The organism is Kiloniella sp., assembly GCF_965205715.1.
Classification (GTDB): Bacteria; Pseudomonadota; Alphaproteobacteria; order Kiloniellales; family Kiloniellaceae; genus Kiloniella.
This window is the reverse complement of record NZ_CBDBHW010000014.1, coordinates 1,333,957-1,350,099: the sequence shown is the minus strand read 5'-3', so window position 1 is coordinate 1,350,099 and position 16,143 is coordinate 1,333,957. Positions and strand designations below refer to the sequence as shown.

At 50.8% G+C, this 16,143-nt stretch carries 15 protein-coding genes; 5 read left to right on the top strand and 10 right to left on the bottom strand.

Translation table 11 applies throughout. The features are described 5' to 3' along the window. From ACOGW3_RS23455 to ACOGW3_RS23445, 3 genes are all read right to left on the bottom strand, one after another. Window positions 1-1,179: an acyl-CoA dehydrogenase family protein gene (locus ACOGW3_RS23455; RefSeq protein ID WP_419905158.1), complete on the bottom strand. Its 1,179-nt coding sequence runs from the start codon at window positions 1,177-1,179 to the stop codon at window positions 1-3. 148 nt (window positions 1,180-1,327) lie between these two features. Beyond that, entirely contained in the window at window positions 1,328-2,956 is a 1,629-nt protein-coding gene (locus ACOGW3_RS23450) for an alkaline phosphatase family protein (RefSeq protein WP_419905157.1), read from the bottom strand. 152 nt (window positions 2,957-3,108) lie between these two features. Continuing rightward, window positions 3,109-4,029, bottom strand: a complete 921-nt coding sequence (locus ACOGW3_RS23445) for a LysR family transcriptional regulator (protein ID WP_419905156.1) — start codon at window positions 4,027-4,029, stop codon at window positions 3,109-3,111. 119 nt (window positions 4,030-4,148) lie between these two features. Here ACOGW3_RS23445 and ACOGW3_RS23440 point away from each other — a divergent pair, with 119 nt between their 5' ends. The 3 genes from ACOGW3_RS23440 to ACOGW3_RS23430 all read left to right on the top strand — a co-directional run bounded on the left by ACOGW3_RS23440 (window position 4,149) and on the right by ACOGW3_RS23430 (window position 6,954). Continuing rightward, complete coding sequence (locus ACOGW3_RS23440) at window positions 4,149-4,682, top strand: DinB family protein (RefSeq protein ID WP_419905155.1); 534 nt, start codon at window positions 4,149-4,151, stop codon at window positions 4,680-4,682. A 116-nt stretch (window positions 4,683-4,798) separates the two neighbouring features. Further along, window positions 4,799-5,584, top strand: a complete 786-nt coding sequence (locus tag ACOGW3_RS23435; protein ID WP_419905154.1) for a substrate-binding periplasmic protein — start codon at window positions 4,799-4,801, stop codon at window positions 5,582-5,584. Between the two features lie 119 nt (window positions 5,585-5,703). Continuing rightward, window positions 5,704-6,954: an adenylate/guanylate cyclase domain-containing protein gene (locus ACOGW3_RS23430; protein WP_419905153.1), complete on the top strand. Its 1,251-nt coding sequence runs from the start codon at window positions 5,704-5,706 to the stop codon at window positions 6,952-6,954. 37 nt (window positions 6,955-6,991) lie between these two features. On the opposite strand, the gene ACOGW3_RS23425 is transcribed toward ACOGW3_RS23430, so the two are convergent. Both ACOGW3_RS23425 and ACOGW3_RS23420 read right to left on the bottom strand, forming a co-directional pair. Beyond that, window positions 6,992-7,891, bottom strand: coding sequence for a LysR family transcriptional regulator (locus ACOGW3_RS23425; RefSeq protein WP_419905152.1), 900 nt, complete (start codon window positions 7,889-7,891; stop codon window positions 6,992-6,994). Window positions 7,892-7,950: 59 nt separating this feature from the next. Beyond that, window positions 7,951-9,309 carry an SLC13 family permease gene (locus tag ACOGW3_RS23420; protein ID WP_419905151.1) on the bottom strand — a complete coding sequence of 453 codons (1,359 nt, stop codon included), beginning with the start codon at window positions 9,307-9,309 and terminating at the stop codon, window positions 7,951-7,953. 388 nt (window positions 9,310-9,697) lie between these two features. On the opposite strand from ACOGW3_RS23420, the gene ACOGW3_RS23415 reads away from it, so the two are divergent. Beyond that, entirely contained in the window at window positions 9,698-10,897 is a 1,200-nt protein-coding gene (locus ACOGW3_RS23415) for an extracellular solute-binding protein (RefSeq protein WP_419905150.1), read from the top strand. Between the two features lie 86 nt (window positions 10,898-10,983). Here the strand turns inward: ACOGW3_RS23415 and ACOGW3_RS23410 are convergent, their stop codons facing one another. After that, complete coding sequence (locus tag ACOGW3_RS23410) at window positions 10,984-11,889, bottom strand: alpha/beta fold hydrolase (RefSeq protein WP_419905149.1); 906 nt, start codon at window positions 11,887-11,889, stop codon at window positions 10,984-10,986. Next, complete coding sequence (locus ACOGW3_RS23405) at window positions 11,876-12,181, bottom strand: ArsR/SmtB family transcription factor (protein ID WP_419905148.1); 306 nt, start codon at window positions 12,179-12,181, stop codon at window positions 11,876-11,878. Before ACOGW3_RS23405 ends, ACOGW3_RS23410 begins: the two co-directional genes overlap by 14 nt. 323 nt (window positions 12,182-12,504) lie before the next feature. Here ACOGW3_RS23405 and ACOGW3_RS23400 point away from each other — a divergent pair, with 323 nt between their 5' ends. After that, the gene (locus ACOGW3_RS23400) at window positions 12,505-12,909 is read left to right on the top strand and encodes a contact-dependent growth inhibition system immunity protein (protein ID WP_419905147.1); all 405 of its coding nucleotides are present in this window, start codon (window positions 12,505-12,507) and stop codon (window positions 12,907-12,909) included. Window positions 12,910-13,078: 169 nt separating this feature from the next. On the opposite strand, the gene ACOGW3_RS23395 is transcribed toward ACOGW3_RS23400, so the two are convergent. From ACOGW3_RS23395 to ACOGW3_RS23385, 3 genes are read right to left on the bottom strand one after another with little or no spacing between them, the layout of a single operon-like run. Further along, a complete protein-coding gene (locus tag ACOGW3_RS23395; protein WP_419905146.1) occupies window positions 13,079-13,324 on the bottom strand; it encodes a MoaD/ThiS family protein in 246 nt (81 codons plus the stop codon). Window positions 13,325-13,348: 24 nt separating this feature from the next. Then, window positions 13,349-15,664: a xanthine dehydrogenase family protein molybdopterin-binding subunit gene (locus ACOGW3_RS23390; RefSeq protein ID WP_419905145.1), complete on the bottom strand. Its 2,316-nt coding sequence runs from the start codon at window positions 15,662-15,664 to the stop codon at window positions 13,349-13,351. 2 nt (window positions 15,665-15,666) lie between these two features. After that, window positions 15,667-16,143, bottom strand: a complete 477-nt coding sequence (locus ACOGW3_RS23385) for a (2Fe-2S)-binding protein (RefSeq protein ID WP_419905144.1) — start codon at window positions 16,141-16,143, stop codon at window positions 15,667-15,669.

Below are 16,143 nucleotides of genomic sequence, written 5' to 3'. Positions count from 1 at the left end.
CTATAGTCCCAGTACGGCTTTGGCGATGATGGTTTTCTGGATCTCGTTTGATCCGGCGTAGATCGAGGTCTTGCGGAAATTGTAATGCGCTTTTGCTATGGCTGCAGGGTTGTGCGCGGGACCTGTCGCAGTCTCATCAATTTCGGCATGGGCATGGTACCCCAGCGCCTGATGAGCCAGCTCGAGAATATCCTGTTGGATTTCCGTGCCCCTGACTTTCAGCATGGAAGCCTCGGCCCCCATTGATTCCGATCCGCCGGGACCAAACAAAAAGCGTTGCTCGGTGACTTCCAGCGCGCGCAGGGCGATCTCTGCCTGGGCGACCTCGTTCATAAAGTCCATATCATCGAGCAGGGTTTTTGTGCCTATCTTAATGGACTTGGCCAGCTTTTTTAGACGTCCAAGACTGGCGAGCGAGCGCCCGACTTCTGCGGTGCCAAAGCGTTCCAACCCCAAAAGATATTTGGCAACGCCCCAGCCTTCGTTTTCTTCGCCGACCCGGTTATCTACGGGCACGCGGACATTATCAAAAAACACCTGATTGACTTCGTGGGTGCCTTCAAAATTCTCCAGCGGACTGATCGTAACCCCTTCGGATTTCATGTCGATCATGAGGAAGGTGATGCCCTGTTGCTTGCGTCCGGAACTATCGGTGCGAAACAGGCCAAACATCCAGTCGGCAACATGAGCGTCGCTGGTCCAGGTCTTGGAGCCGTTGATAACGTAATGATTGCCCTCAAGTTCAGCCTTGCACTTTAGTGAAGCCAAGTCTGATCCGGCATTTGGTTCCGAGAAACCCTGACACCAGAGCTGATCGCCGGTGAGGATACCGGGCAGAAACTTTTCCTGCTGGACCTTGCTGCCGTATTCCATCAGGCAGGGCGCTAGCATAACCACACCATAGGGAATAGGCCGCGGCGCATCGGCAAGGGCGATCTCGCGCTCAAACAAATAGTGCTGCTCGTCACTCCAGCCCGCACCGCCGTGTTCTACGGGCCAGGAAGGACAGCCCCAGCCCTGTTTATAGAGCGCGTGATGCCAGCGTTGCATCATATCTTGAGGCAGGATCATCTCTTCTTCAGAGACCTTGGCCCGGATATCATCTGGAAGATTACTCTCGACAAAGCTTCGAACTTCCGCCCGAAAATCCTCGGCCTGAGCATCAAATTTCATATCCATCGCGCGTTCCCATTCCCGGCTCAATACTACAGACGAAAGCACTCTCTAAGGGAGTGTCAGGCTTCGTCGTTCATCGTTGTCATACCCCAAAAGACAACCATATATGGGACGGTAAAATTAAACATTATGCGACAAATGCTGCACAAAATTATTTACTCAACTCGCCTCGATCCATCATGCCGCGAATGTCTGTCAAAATATCTTCTGCCGCGTCAACGGTCATTTTTTCCAAAGAACTTATCAGGCCGTCGGTATCACCTTTGATGGCTTTTGCACCACCGACGATGGAGCGTTGTAAATCGTTCAGGGGCAGGTCCGAGCAATCCCTTTTCTCTTGATCACTAGGGATCGGTTTCGCGATTTTGGGAGAAGGCCAATCTTCCGGGGGGCGTTTTTCGGTGGAGGTAAATACCGACGTATGGAATTCGGGAGAAGCATTGCTACGCGCGGTAAGCGGTGGAAATTTACCAGGGGCCGTTTTGTTCCATTTGGCCTGCATTGTTTTAATAAATGATGTGTGATCCATCCGATCATTGACGACGGTGTTTTTGGCAATATTGGCGGAAACCATGATCATGGGTACGCGGATGCCCAGCCGGTCGTACTCGAAACCCATCCACTTTTTATAACTTTTCAAGTCAGGGGAAACCGCATCAGTGGGTGGAGCGACATGGTCATAACAACCCCCGTGTTCGTCAAAGGTGATGATTAAAAGCGTATTTTCCCAGTTACTGCCCGTGGTGCTGTTTGAGTTTTTGATCGCATTGTAAATGTCGAGTACAAATTTTTCCCCGAGTAGAACACTGCCTATTGCCTCTTTCCCATCTGTGAGCGTTTTATCGAACGCGGAGGGATGCATGTCATTGTGGTTACACATGAACCGTGGCTCTACAAATGAATAGGAGGGCAGGTTTCCGTTTTTGCAATCGTCCATAAAATCATCGGTGACATTTTTGAAATGAAAAATGTGATCATCAAGTGCCCTGAAATGAATTATACCTGTGAGCGGAATAATATCGTCGGTATAAATTTTCCAGGTGAGATCTGATTCAGAATCTTGAATTTGGTTGAAAATGGTTTTGCCAACACTGTCGTCCAACCAGCCAAAAGTATTTTCCATTTCATGTTTCGTTTCAGAAGAGGCGCCGTTGACCACATGACCCCAGGATGTCCCTGCATTCCAGAAAGCCCGGTTGCACCAGGTTTGACTGGGGACGGAACAGTACCACTGATCAAAAACCGCAAACTCCCGAGCCAGTGTTGTGAGAACCGGGATCGCGGCAGGGTCGAAACACTGCATGATTTGTGCATATTTATTAAAGGGCGGTGTGACGGGTGGTTTAGGGGTCTGGTTGTAGGTAAGGTTTTCAATGTAATCAGCGACAAACCCCTTCATGCCTGCCTGGGGGAGAGGGGAGTTTGGCAAATTGTAAGGTGGAGTTTTGTCTCCAGTATTCTGGGGATCTGGGGCGTTAAACAGCTGTGTATTGACGTGCGGATAGGTTTCGCCCGGATCGGGAAAAGGCTGATGGTAATCACAGGTCTTGTGGACGGCGATCTCTTTTATGTTGTCAGGAATGTTTGGAGAATTTGTGGGAATTGGGTTTGTCAGCCCCTTTTTGACAACGCCATCCTGAGTAACACCGTTGAAGGTTTTCCCGAGGGGGGCGTTCGCAGGCACTCCCTCAGGATAGAGAAATCCTAGAATATTATCGAAAGACCGATTTTCGAGCATGACCACCACCACATGATCAAATGAGTCCAGCATATCCTGCATATCAAATCATCCCCTCATAAGCCCTGATTGATTTACTCATCATCTTATTTATATAAGGATATGCGCAAGCTATAATTGTAAAATAATGTGTGGATAAAATACTATAAGAATAAAATGAAATTCAGGTTTTACCTTCAGAGCCATGACTAGATCTATGACCAGGGACGGTTCTGAAACTTATTCTTTAAAAAATCAACGAATACCCGGACCCGGGGCAGGGAAAGTCTGCCTGGTGGGGTGATGGCCCAGATCGGGACGGGTTCGGCAATGTGATGCTGTTCGAGCAGGATCTCTAAGGTGCCGGATTGCAGAGCGTTGCCGCACACCGTTTCCAGCAGGCGGGTAATACCCTTACCCGCGAGGGCGAGATCAAGCAAAAGGTCGGTATTATCGCACTTGATGTTTCCGGTGACATCGATGGAAAAGGGCTCACCCTTTAGCTCAAACTGCCAACGGGAAAGCGTGGGAAAGCCCGAGGTTGTCAGGCAATTGTGTTCTCGTAAATCGATCGGGGTTTGAGGGCGGCCGTGGCGGGCAATGTAATCCGGGCTTGCGCAGATATGGCGATCTGCTTCGGCCAGCTTGGTGCCGATTAAATTGCTGTCGATCAGCGCGCCGGGGCGAATGGCGATGTCGTAATTTTCTTTGATGATATCGACGTGCTGTTCGGTAATGTTGAGATCGACTTCAATCGCGGGAAAGCGTTCGAGAAATTCCGGCAGCAGCGGGGCGATCTGGTGTTTGGCGAGCGCCGCGGCAATGGTGAGGCGCAAAGGACCGGACGGGGTTTTACTTGAAGAAGCGGTCTCGGCTTCGGCGCGTTCTATGGCGGCGGCAATATCTTTTGCATGTTTGAGGTAAATCCCGCCCTCTGTTGTGAGGGTGAGGTTCCGCGTGGTGCGCGCCAGTAGGCGAACGCCCAAACGGTCTTCCAGCCGCGATATCGCCTTTGATACTGCAGAGGGGGTGAGGCCGAGATCCTCGGCAGCGCGCGCAAAGCTTCCCCGTTCAATGACCCGGAGGAAGATGGCCATGTCGATTGGAATACCAGCTAATTGATGAATATTTTTCACTTAACAATCTCAAATTTAGCAATTTATCAGCTTTGAATTCACTTGTACTCTGTTCTGCAAGTAGAGGGAAATTTAAAAGTGATCCCTCTTCGGGCGTTTAAAATAAAGGGAAATGAAAAGTGGCCATAGAATTACGGAAGCCAGAGGGCAACCCTTCCATGTTGCAGATGTTCACCCGCTATAAAGCCTGGGCCAACAATCTCACCTTTCAGACGATGGCTGAATTACCGCAGGCGGAATTGGTAAAAGCCCATCAGACAACCTTTGGAACCATGATCCATACCATGAACCACACCTATGTGGTCGACGATATATTCAAGGCCCATCTTGAGGGGCGTAAGCATAGCTATCGCGCGAGGAATACCGACACCTCGCCACCGCTTAACGAGCTAAGACAACTCTGCGAAGAAATGGACAGTTGGTATATCGAACAGGCCGATAAATTTAACGATGCACAATTGGCAGAGGTTATCGAATTTGAGTTTGTCGGTGGTGGCAATGGCGCGATGTCACGCATGGAGATCTTCTTGCACATCGTAAATCATGGGACCTACCACCGCGGCATGATCAGTGCCATGATGCACCAAATCCCTGTCATGCCCGAGGCCAATGACTTACCCGTTTTCCTGCGGGACGTCTGGCACGCCGGATAATATCGTTACTGGCGTTCACTGCGCCACATCCTTAACACGAACAGTATTCCAGGCATTAACGTGTTTGCCGAATATTAAACATTTTTACGCATTCTTAAAAACGTGGAGGCCAAGTTATGGTTCGAATACGTTTGAGCGTATGCACGATTTTGTTTTTGCTGGGTTCGTTTTTCTGGATGATGCCATCAGTTGTATTTGCGGATGGTCGAAGCTGTACTTCCGTACGGATCAATGGATCCTCGGAGTGGTATCCGGTTTCAATGTATTCAGAGGATACAAAAAAGTTTCATGGGTTAGCAATTGGAGTGGCGCGTGAAGTCTTCCGTCGTCTGAAAATTCCTGTAACCGTTGAGCCTAAGTTGCCCTGGAAAAGAATGCTGAAACAACTTCGCAATGGAGACTTCGATCTCTTGCTCGGTGGGTATTGGACCCAGGAACGTGCGCTTATCTATAGTTATTCAGACCCAATACTGAAAGATGAAATCGCCGTGTTTGTCCGAAAAGGAGAGGAGTTTCCATTGGTTGAACTCGCTGATTTAATTGGGCGCGTTGGCCTTCGACCTTTGGGTGGGTCTTATGGTGAAAAATTTGATCGCTATGCAAAAATATACTTGTCTTTCCATGAAGTTCCCGAAGACCTATCTATTACGTTATTAGGGGCCGGACGGGCGGATTATGCTGTGTTGGGCCGTTATGATGGTGTTCATCAACTTCGGGAAACGGGTGAATTGGACCGCATCGTGGATCTCCCTTGGCCAGTAGCCTCTAACGATGTTCATTTTATGTTGAGTAATCTATCCCCCTGCACCAACCTATTGGAGGATATCAACAAGGTGATCCGGGATCTCCACGAAGAAGGATTTATTCAAGAACTAGAGGCTCAATACCTTGGAGGGTTTTGAGGGTGCTTTAAAAGCTCATTGACAACATTGAACTATATTCCCAACTAAGTCAGACTGATCCCAGCTCTACCTCTTAACGTTTTGAATTTCCTTAAAGCGCAACGCAGACGGAATAGTTCATGATCCTCAATACCGAGAACAACTTTTCAAGTCTTGATCAGGCCAAGATGCTGGTCCATGAAACTGAAGGGTGGCGATTGGCGCCGGTGATCGACTGGATGTTTAGTCCTGAGGCGAAAACTCTGGAGCCGGATAAGTTAATACAGGGCTGTATTGATAAGTTTATGGAGGTCGGTGCGCCGATAAACCGCCTTCGTTATTCGGTTTGGTCAATCCACCCACAGCTTGCGCTTTATTATCTTATTTGGACTAAAAAATCGGGTAAGGTGGAGACGATTGAAATCCCTCATGGGGTCAGGGAAACCAGCGCCTTTATCGGCAGCCCGGCAGAGGCCATCACCACAACCCGAAAACCCCATAGATATCGGCTCGAAGATCTCGACCTCGAAAAAGAGCACCCGATTTTTAAAGAGCTTTACGAGCAGGGCGTTACTGATTATCTCGGCATCCCCCTGTTATCGGCCTCGGGTGAGGTGCATGTCATGTTTATCTCGACCGACAAACGACCAGGTTTCAGCGATCAGGATATTACCAAACTGATCCGCTTTAGTGACTTTTTACAGCCCAAAATGGAAGTCCTGTCCATGCACCGTTTATCGGTGGAATTACTGAACACCTACCTGGGCAAACGGACCAGTCATCAGGTTTTGGGCGGTCAAATCAAACGTGGGGATGGCGAACTGATCGAGGCGGCACTTTGGTACTGTGACCTGCGTGATTTCACGCCTTTAAGTGAGACCCTGTCGACAGATGAATTGCTCGACACTCTCAACACCTATTTCGAATTAGTATTTGACGCGGTCGATGCCTATGGCGGTGAAGTCCTGAGCTTCATCGGCGATGCCATGCTCGCTGTCTTTCCCAAAGAAACCGCCGGAACCATTGCCAATGCTTGCAACGCCGCGCTGAACGCCGCAGAAGAGGCCTTTGCAAGTTTAGCCGTCTTTAATCAGCAACGCCTGGAAGAAGGCAAGCCTGAAATAAAATTTGGTGTTGGCCTGCACGAGGGAACGGTGATTTATGGTAATGTCGGAGCCCCGTCGCGGTTGGATTTCACGGTGATGGGGCCTGCTGTTAATCGCACAGCGCGTTTGGAGAGCCTGACCAAAACAACCGGTAGCCCGCTTTTGATGAGCAAAGACTTTGTCGGGTTGGTTGATCGGGAAACAATGTCTCGCGGTTTCCATACCATGAAAGGAATTGAGGAGCCACAGGAAGTCTTTACCCTGCTTTCGTGCGAAAATTGCTAATTACACGGTGGTAGAGGCGTTGGAGCCGACGGTCCAATTAAGCGTTTGAAGGTTCTTGCAAAATAGTTCTCACTTCACTCAGTAACGGATCATTTGCCCGACCCTGGAGATGAGAAAACAGAACCCGTGCCGATTTATGAGCTTCGCATAGCAGGTCAACCTCTCCAAGGGATTGGGCGTCCACGGCCGTGTCGGTATGCAAGAGCCCGATACCTACCCCACCGGCAATTAAGGAGCGTGCGACGCTTTCCCGGTCGATATTGATAATGCGTTCGGGGCGGATTTGATGCGTTTCAAATAAGTTCTTAACTGCCTTACCGCAACAGCTATTGGCAGGAGGACATATCCAGGGCATTTGTGCCAGCGCCTGCCAATCCAAGGGTTTAGATCGTGGCACAAGCCCGGGTGCGGCTGCCAGATAGATACCAAAATGCGATACTGCGAGAGTTGATAAAACAGGATCGGGGTCCGGTGTCGGGTCGGACGTGCCGGCATCGTTGTAAAAGCCAGCATCCAGACTGCCATTTCGGATGGCATTGATCGTTTCGTGGGAGTCTCCATGTTTGACCGCCACTTCTACTTCTGGAAAGCGTTCAGAGAAAACCTTGATAAGACGCTCGAGAGCTTCTGTGCTCGAATTCGATCCCGCGCCAAGGTTGAGCTTTCCGCTTAAATGGCCTTTGATGCGCGAGGCCTCTTCTATCAGCTCCCGGTGCGCCCCCAGGGTCTGTTCTGCTTTGCTAAGCAGGCGCTTTCCTTCACGGGTCAGGCTCATTCCCTTGGGATTACGTTCGAACAGGGTGACGCCAAGGGTGTCTTCTATCGCCTTGATATGTGCGCTCACGGCGGGTTGGCTTAAAAAAAGCTGCTCTGAAGCCCGCGTAATACTGCCTTCGCGGGCCACAGCAACAAAAGTTTTCAGTTGGTGGATTTCCATTACATCCCTTTTGGGCTAACTCTTTTAAAGCACACACATTTAAGTTGGGCAAAGCGTTGTTACAGCAGCCCCAGAAAATACCACCACAGCATATCCAATGGGGTCAAGACAAGAGTGTTAACGGCGAACAACGCCAGACACATTTTGGAAATTGCGCCGATAGGGAGGCGGGCAAGCTGTGCGGCCATGATCAACGGTGGTGCCTGATAAGGCAGGAACACGTTGGAAAAGGCCAACACCTGGGTCATAAGCACAGTTGTTAGGGGTAACCCTGTTATATCGGCCAGGTTTTCAGCAATCGGGGTCATAACCGCAGGTACGCCCGGAAGGTTGGTGGCGATGGCAACCAGGGTGGATATCGCAGTAAGAGCGCTTAAGTTCCAAATCGGTTGATCCGCTGAAAAGCCAGCGTGGGCACTGAGGCTCTGAACCACCTTTTCCCCGAGGCCCGTGGTCGATACCACCGCGCCAAGCCCCATGATCCCGGCGACAAAAAGCAGGGTGCCGTAATTGATCTCTTCGTTGATACACTTTTTGGAGGTCAGGTTTGATTGCGGCCATAGGCAACAAAGCGCCACGGCGAGACCGATCCACCCCGGCAAAATGTGGTGGAGGGTATCGCTGAACCAGAGGGCGAGGGATAAGCCAAGCAAAACCACCAGGCGACATTCTCCTGCACTCATGGGATCAGACGTTGGTTTGGAAGCCGTATCGTAAGTTGGGGCACGATCTGGGAACATCCACAGGATAAGTATAATCAGAATGATGGATTTAACCGCACCGAGCACCGGAAAGTGCAAAATTAGATAATCCCAGTAGCTGATCTGATAACCAAAGAGGTTTTCAGCCATCCCCGCCAGCATCATGTTGGGCGCGTTGGAGGGAAGAACGGTAAACCCGGGGAGCCATGTGCCAAAGGCTGCACCGATCAGCATACCAATCCGGCCATTGGATAAAGCGGCGTAGCCCATGTGATCAGCCAGGGCGATGATGATCGGCACCAGAAGAACAATGCGTCCCATAGCTGACGGCATAACAAAATTAAGCGCCAGAGCAAAAAGCACGATCCCGGAAATGACGCTGGCATAACGGGTGCCGAGCATACCTGAAAGCAAGGCTGCGGCACGTTTGTCGAGGCCCGTATGGCGAATGGCGGCCCCCAAAATCAATCCACTGAAAAGCAGCCAAAAGGTAGAGGTCTGGAACCCGGAAAATATGGTTTCGGTCGGGGCGATCTCGAAAACAACAGCAGCCAGAAAAAATGCGAGCGCGGTCCAGTAAGCGGGTGCCAACGACGTGATCCACAGGCCAATGCAACAGACCATTAAGGTGGCCGCGGCAGACATCTGAAAAGGCAGGGTGTGGGCGGTCAACAAGCCAACCATGCCTGTTGAAACGATAACCCCCGTGATTTGCAAACTGCGCCCGGTCGGGGTTTTCGGGGTCTTTGCCTTTGAAATCGGGGCATTGCCCTTGTCAGTAGGTAATGCCTTCTCCAATTGGGGCTGCAATTGGGACTGTAGTTGGTTGGTCATAAAATTATTCGGCCTCTGATTTATGTTCTGTCACTGCCAAAACATAAATCTCAAGGTGTAAAATAATCCAATCGTTTGTCCGAAGGTGGCACCTCAGAAAAACTGAGGGGGTTAATACTCGTTTCATCTCCGTCGGGTATTGTGACAACAAAAGTATCTCTGGTTATGGTGTTCGATGAGTATAATTACTGTCTTCCTTCTGTCTGTATTAAAGCGTCTTAGTATTTTGTTACGGGTTCTATTTGTCCTCTCTGGTTTATTTTTGGGAGGTGTGGCATCCGATTTATCTGGAGCTCACGCGGCAGAGATCAGTTTTGTTGTTCCCTCTAATGCGACGGCTTCTTTGTCGATACAATATCAAGACATTGTTCGCGATTTTAACCGAGCCCATCCCGAGGACAACGTTAACTTTCTCCCGCGGTCGAGTTACAATCAAGTGCTTGATCTCATGCTCAGAAAAGAGACCCAAGGGATTTTCGCTGCCGAAATTGCAGAGCTCTATACCCTGCAGGATGCAGGCGCGATTGCAGCCATTGATAATTTCGTGGGTGGAGACGAAAAGTGGGGCCGGTATCTAGAGAGCTTCGTACCGGCTTTTCTCACCAATAGCCGCGATGATCAGGAAAGGCTCTATGCGTTGCCTCTTTTCCGCAGTACCCCGATCATTTATTACAATCTGGATATGTTAAAAGCAGCCGGGCTGAATAGCGGTCACCGGCCTAAGACATGGTCGGAGCTCACTGATACTCTTATCGTTTTACGCGATCACTTTAACAGGCCCCCCCTGGCCTTGCCGGGAGTGTGGCGAGAGTGGATTTTTGAATCCTTTGCTCAGCAAAACAACAGCCCTCTCTCCAGTTCCAGAAAGCAACTCAACTTTGATAACCCTCGCACGATAGAGGCGCTTGAACGTTGGGTTGAGTGGCACGATCAGGGCTTGGTGCTTTTGCCAGAAAACTGGCGTGATGGCATTCATGGATTTCTCCGGGAGATTTTCCCCGTTACCTACTATTCAACCGCAGGAATGGGATTGGCGAGAGAAAAGGCATCCTTTGATTGGATTACAGATGTCATGCCGGGAAATCCTGGTCCAGGTGCTGTGGTTGGGGGCGCAAATTTGTTTTTATCCTCTGGAATGGACCCAGAACAGCACTTGCTCGCCAAGAGATTATTACGCCATTTGCTCGTCGCCGAGAACCAGGCAAAAATCAGTGCTGTGTCGGGGTATTTTCCGGTGGTGAAGTCTGCATTCTATTTAACCGTATTGTCTGATCTCTATGATAGAGAACCAGCCTATATCAACGCGCGTAGGCAGCTTGATACCGCCCACGCCCGGATAATGGTGCCCAGACACAAAGAAATACGTGTTATTTTTCAACAGGCCATAGCAGATGCCTTTGGTGGACGCTATTCAGCGCAAGAAGCTCTATCAATTGCCCAGAAGAAAGCGAGCAAACTTCTGGCCGAATAAGTTTACATTCGCAGGCGGTTAACCTACCCGTAAGCCTTGGGATGATGGAAATTTGGCATCGGGGGCGTTTTATGCGTGCTTAAGGGTTAACTTAGGAAAGTATTTAGGGCGGTATATGCCTCGTCCGGTGCTTCTTCTGGAATGAAGTGGCCACTCTGGATCGGAGCATACTGCGGTTCTTTGCACCAGCCATCCCAAATTTGGCGGATATCGAAATGGCGTCCAACGATGCCTTTTTCTCCCCACATCACCAGTGTTGGACATTGGATTTGTCGTTGGGTTTTGCGATCTTCAATATCGTGTTGGCGGTCGATGCCAAATCCCGCGCGAAAACATTCGCACATTGCGATGGTCGCTTCCGGGGTAGAGGCTGCTTTGAGATAAAGCTCGAGGGTTGCTTCATCGTACGGAACCTGGCTTGGCGATAGTCCGGTTAAAATCTCTGACATAAACCCCGTGGGATCACCTCCGATAAGGGCTTCAGGCATAGGATGAGGTTGGGTCAGGAAGAAAAAGTAGTAATACTCCTGCGCGATTTCTGCAGTGGTATTTTTATAAAAATCATATGCGGGCACGACATCCATAACGGCGAGTTGTTCAACAGCCTGAGGATGGTCGAGGGCCAGGCGACGGGCGACACGTGCCCCGCGGTCATGGCCAACGAGGGAGAAAGATGTAAAGCCGAGCTTGCTCATAACCTGGAGCTGTTCGGCTGCCATGGAGCGTTTAGAATATTCTATGTTGTGTGCTGATATACCGGGCTTATGGGTTTCACCGCGGCCTCTGATGTCCGTGAGAACAACCGTAAAGCGTTCAGCAAGGCGCGGGGCAATGAGATGCCAGCAAAGGTGTGTTTGAGGATCACCGTGCAGCATGAGGAGGGGAGGGCCGCTCCCCCCAACCAGCGTAAGAACGTCTTTACCATCCACAGCGATTAGTTTTCGCTCGAAACCGGGAAGTAACTTTTGGTCCAGTTCTTCAAAGAGTGTCATTTAACCATACCTTGTATTCAGCAATGCCAGCTTCGTTACGGGCAAAAAAAGACCATCGCCCGATCTTGTTGACGGTTAGAAAGTCAGCACGTTTTAAAAGCTCTAAATGCCGGCTCACCGTTGGTTGGGACATCCCGAGTTTTTCAGTGATCAGCGTAACGCAAACGCCGATCTCCGACGGATCCCCTGTTTGTTGGTGGGCGAAGTGTGCGTTCGGGGACACCAGCCAGCCCAGAATGGATAGCCGGGCATCGCTTGCTAACGCTTTTGATTGTTCCAGTCGATTTGTCATATATCCTTATATATAGTTAAAAAGCTATTTGTAAATATATTTATTCATACATCATTTTTTTCATCCTTATTTTAGGAAGAGGATACGTCGTAAATCACGAAGTGATAACTGGGCTGAAGGATAGATAAAACCCAACCACCCGAAAGCCTCGGGATAAGGAAGGCCTCGCTGCCTTCGGGGGCTCGCTTCTTAGCAATTGTTGTGCAATTGACACGTAGCTCTTATTCTTCAAATGTTTAGTAGTGTCGGCAATTTGTTTTGTCGCTATGTGGGGGACAAGTCATCTCTTGATCCTCAGTATATTTTCGGAGTTCCTTTTGGCCATGAAATGCAACTATTTAACCCTTGAACAGTTGGAAGACGACGTGTGGCCAGAGCCTGATTTCGCTTCGAGGCTCGTTACGACATGCCACAAGTTGCGCAAAAAGCCTCTGGCAGATTTTGATGTCGAAGATCTACGTATAATGATTGGCCAGAACATTGGCTTACGGCACTTGCTGCCAATGGCGATTGACAAGCTACGAAAAAACCCACTCTGTGAAGGTGATTTTTATGATGGAGATCTTCTATCTCAAGTGATTACGCGCAACGGTTCAGAATTATCAAAACATACAGATATTGTTGAGCTTGTGCGCATTTGCGAAGCGGCTTTAGTTTCTGAAAATCCCATGTGTCCCGATGAGGTGCAGGCAGAGATACAAACATTTTGTCAATCGATAAAGATATAAGGCTGACCTTAGGTGCGTTTCCTGTCGGCACAAACTCAATGCCCCTATAAAGGAAAATGGTCTCCAGAGAGGAGATGCTTGCCAGAATTGTGACTATCCAATTCATAGAGCAATCTATCCACCAAAATAGCTCTAAGTATAAGGGTTTCAATCATGCTGGGATTACATGCTACCCACCCGCAAGTCTTGGGATAATAAAGACTTCGCTGTCTGCGGGAATGGGTTGGAACCAGTCGTCGCGGTAGATGGTGCCGTCGATGGCCACGGCGATGCCTTTTTCGATGAGGGGTTTTAGTTCAGGGCACTGCTTTTCCAGACCGTTGAGTAACTGGCGGATATTCTTGGCTTCTATTTCAAGCAAAGAAATGCCGCCAGCGGCCTGTTGGATTGATCCGGAAAGCGTGACCTGAACCATATTTCCCTCTGTAACAGTCGTTACTTATTCAGCAGCCACTTTGGCGTCATCAATTGCCTTGAGAACGCGTGGGGGTGACATCGGAAGTTCTGTGAGACGCACACCTGATGCAGCCGATACAGCGTTGGCAATTGCAGCCAATGGCGGCACGATCCCGGTTTCGCCAACCCCACGCACACCATAGGGGTGGCCCGGGTTTGGGACTTCGACAATAACGGTATCGATCATCGGAAGGTCTGAGGCCACAGGCATACGGTAATCGAGGAAGCCCGCATTTTGCAACCGCCCGTCTTCGCCGTAGATGTATTCCTCGTTCAGTGCCCAGCCAATGCCTTGAACCGCACCGCCCTGGAACTGGCCTTCGACGTAATCCGGGTGGATTGCCTTACCGGCATCCTGCACAACGGTATAGCGCAGGATATCCACGCGACCAGTTTCGGGATCAACTTCGGTATCAACGATATGGGTACCAAAACTCACACCCGCGCCATCGGCGTTGTATTCGTGGTGTCCGGCAATCGGTCCACCGGTTTTCGCCGCCGTTGCTGCAATTTCAGCCAGAGACATCGGCTCGAAATCACCTGCATTGGCCCCGGAAGGTTTGGCATGGCCATCTTCCCAGGTCACGGCTTCAGCCGGGATATCCCAGATCATGGCAGCGCGGCTGCACATTTCGGTGATGGCTTTTTGTGACGCCTTGATCACGGCCATTCCGCTGGAGAAGGTTACACGGCTGCCCTCGGTAGTGTCGTTATAGCCAAGTGACGAAGTGTCGGCGACAATGGTGCGGACTTTGTCGTAAGGAATGCCGAGCTCTTCCGCAGCCATGATGCACATAGCAGCACGTGAGCCCCCGATATCAGGTGTTCCCACGGCAATGGCGACGGTACCGTCAGCATTAATGTTGAGGGTAGAGCAGGTTTCGCCACCGAAGTTGAACCAGAAACCACTGGCAACACCACGACCCTGGTTGGGGCCAAGCGGCGCTGAATAATGCGGGTGATCTCTTGCTGCTTCGAGGGTTTCCACCAGACCACAGGAGCCAAATTTTGGACCGTAAGAAGACCTGCTGCCTTCCGTGGCGGCATTTTTCAAACGCAGTTCAATCGGATCCATGCCAATTTCACCAGCGAGTTCTGCGATTACAGACTCAACGGCGTAAACCGACATCGGCGCACCGGGGGCGCGATAAGCGGCACCCTTTGGACGGTTGGTGACGACGTCATAAGCAACTGTTTTTACGTTGTCGAGCGCGTAACAGGCAAAGGCCGACATGGCACCAAAATCAGCAGGCGCACCCGCAAAGGCACCGCCCTGATAGCGGAATTCACCTTCGCCCGCAGTAATGCGGCCGTCTTTGGTAACGCCGATTTTCACGTTCATGCTGGAACTTGCAGTCGGGCCGGAAGCCTTGAACACTTCATCCCGTGTCATGGCGATTTTCACCGGGCGGCCAGCTTTGCGAGAAAGCGCGAGCGCAACGGGTTCGATGAAGACGGTGGTCTTACCGCCGAAACCACCACCGATTTCAGAAGCGGTCACACGCAAGCGGGAGACATCAATGCCGAGCAAAGAGGCACAGACCTGACGAACGTGGAAGTGGCCCTGGGTACAGCACCACAGCTCACTCATGCCATCTGCACCGACATTGGCAACACAGGCGTGGGGTTCGATGTAACCCTGGTGGGTCGCTGCGGTTTTGAAATCGCGTTCGATAATAACGTCAGCCTGGGCAAAACCAGCCTCGACATCGCCGTGGCCAAATTCACTGCGCCCGGCAATGTTGGATGGTTTGGTTGGTGCGGGTGTGACACCAGAAGTGATCATATCCGCATGAAGCAAAGGTGCATCGGGCGCCATGGCCAGATCCACGTCGGTGACGTGTGGCAGGATTTGATAATCGACCTTGATCAGCTTTAAGGCTTTGCGTGCAACCGCTTTACTGGTGGCGGCAACCGCGGCAACCGCGTGACCTTCGTAAAGTGCTTTTTCACGGGCCATGATATTGCAGAGCACGTCGTGGTGATCAGCATTCGCGGCAAAGTCGTCGCGGGTGATGACAGATTTCACACCGGAAAGCGCTTCGGCTTCGGATGTATCAATGCTGACGATGACCGCGTGCGGGTGTGGGCTGCGCAGGATCAGGCCGACCAATTGGCCCGGCATGACCATATCCGCCCCAAAACGGGCGCGGCCTGTTACTTTGTCCATACCATCGGGACGTGGCGGGCGAGAGCCAACAACTTTGAAGGTCTTCGCTTTATCCGCATCAAACTCGGAAGTCGGTGTTTTAACGGCTTTTGGTGCGGGAGTGCTATCAGCGTCTGGATTACGTGCCATGATTATTGCCCTCTCATTTCAGCGGCGGCGTCCATAACCGCGCGAATGATTTTGTCATACCCTGTGCAACGACAGAGATTTCCAGCCAACCAGAAACGAACTTCGGTTTCGGTCGGATCGGGGTTCTTTTCCAATAGTGCCTTGGCTGCAACAACAAAGCCGGGTGTGCAGACGCCACACTGCAGGGCAGCGTTATCGAGGATCTTCTGCTGCACCGGGTGGAGTTGTGTGCCCTTGGCAACGCCTTCGATGGTGCCGATGTCGTGGCCTTCGGCCTCGGCACCCAGCATCAGGCATGAACAGGTCAGGCGACCATCAACGGTGACAGAACACGCACCGCAGTCACCGGATGCACAGCCTTCTTTGGACCCGGTCATACCGAGTTTGTCGCGCAGGACGTCGAGAAGGGTTTCTTCTACATCACAGACGAATTCAACGGCGTCGCCATTGATTTTAGTGGAAACATGAATACCGGACAT

What these genes read in the sequence shown, in the direction of transcription:
- ACOGW3_RS23455 (WP_419905158.1), bottom strand. Translation starts at nt 1,179, where the DNA reads ATGGATATGAAATTTGATGCTCAGGCCGAGGATTTTCGGGCGGAAGTT.
- ACOGW3_RS23450 (WP_419905157.1), bottom strand. Translation starts at nt 2,956, where the DNA reads ATGCAGGATATGCTGGACTCATTTGATCATGTGGTGGTGGTCATGCTC.
- ACOGW3_RS23435 (WP_419905154.1), top strand. Translation starts at nt 4,799, where the DNA reads ATGGTTCGAATACGTTTGAGCGTATGCACGATTTTGTTTTTGCTGGGT.
- ACOGW3_RS23430 (WP_419905153.1), top strand. Translation starts at nt 5,704, where the DNA reads ATGATCCTCAATACCGAGAACAACTTTTCAAGTCTTGATCAGGCCAAG.
- ACOGW3_RS23425 (WP_419905152.1), bottom strand. Translation starts at nt 7,891, where the DNA reads ATGGAAATCCACCAACTGAAAACTTTTGTTGCTGTGGCCCGCGAAGGC.
- ACOGW3_RS23410 (WP_419905149.1), bottom strand. Translation starts at nt 11,889, where the DNA reads ATGACACTCTTTGAAGAACTGGACCAAAAGTTACTTCCCGGTTTCGAG.
- ACOGW3_RS23405 (WP_419905148.1), bottom strand. Translation starts at nt 12,181, where the DNA reads ATGACAAATCGACTGGAACAATCAAAAGCGTTAGCAAGCGATGCCCGG.
- ACOGW3_RS23400 (WP_419905147.1), top strand. Translation starts at nt 12,505, where the DNA reads ATGAAATGCAACTATTTAACCCTTGAACAGTTGGAAGACGACGTGTGG.
- ACOGW3_RS23395 (WP_419905146.1), bottom strand. Translation starts at nt 13,324, where the DNA reads ATGGTTCAGGTCACGCTTTCCGGATCAATCCAACAGGCCGCTGGCGGC.
- ACOGW3_RS23390 (WP_419905145.1), bottom strand. Translation starts at nt 15,664, where the DNA reads ATGGCACGTAATCCAGACGCTGATAGCACTCCCGCACCAAAAGCCGTT.
- ACOGW3_RS23385 (WP_419905144.1), bottom strand. Translation starts at nt 16,143, where the DNA reads ATGTCCGGTATTCATGTTTCCACTAAAATCAATGGCGACGCCGTTGAA.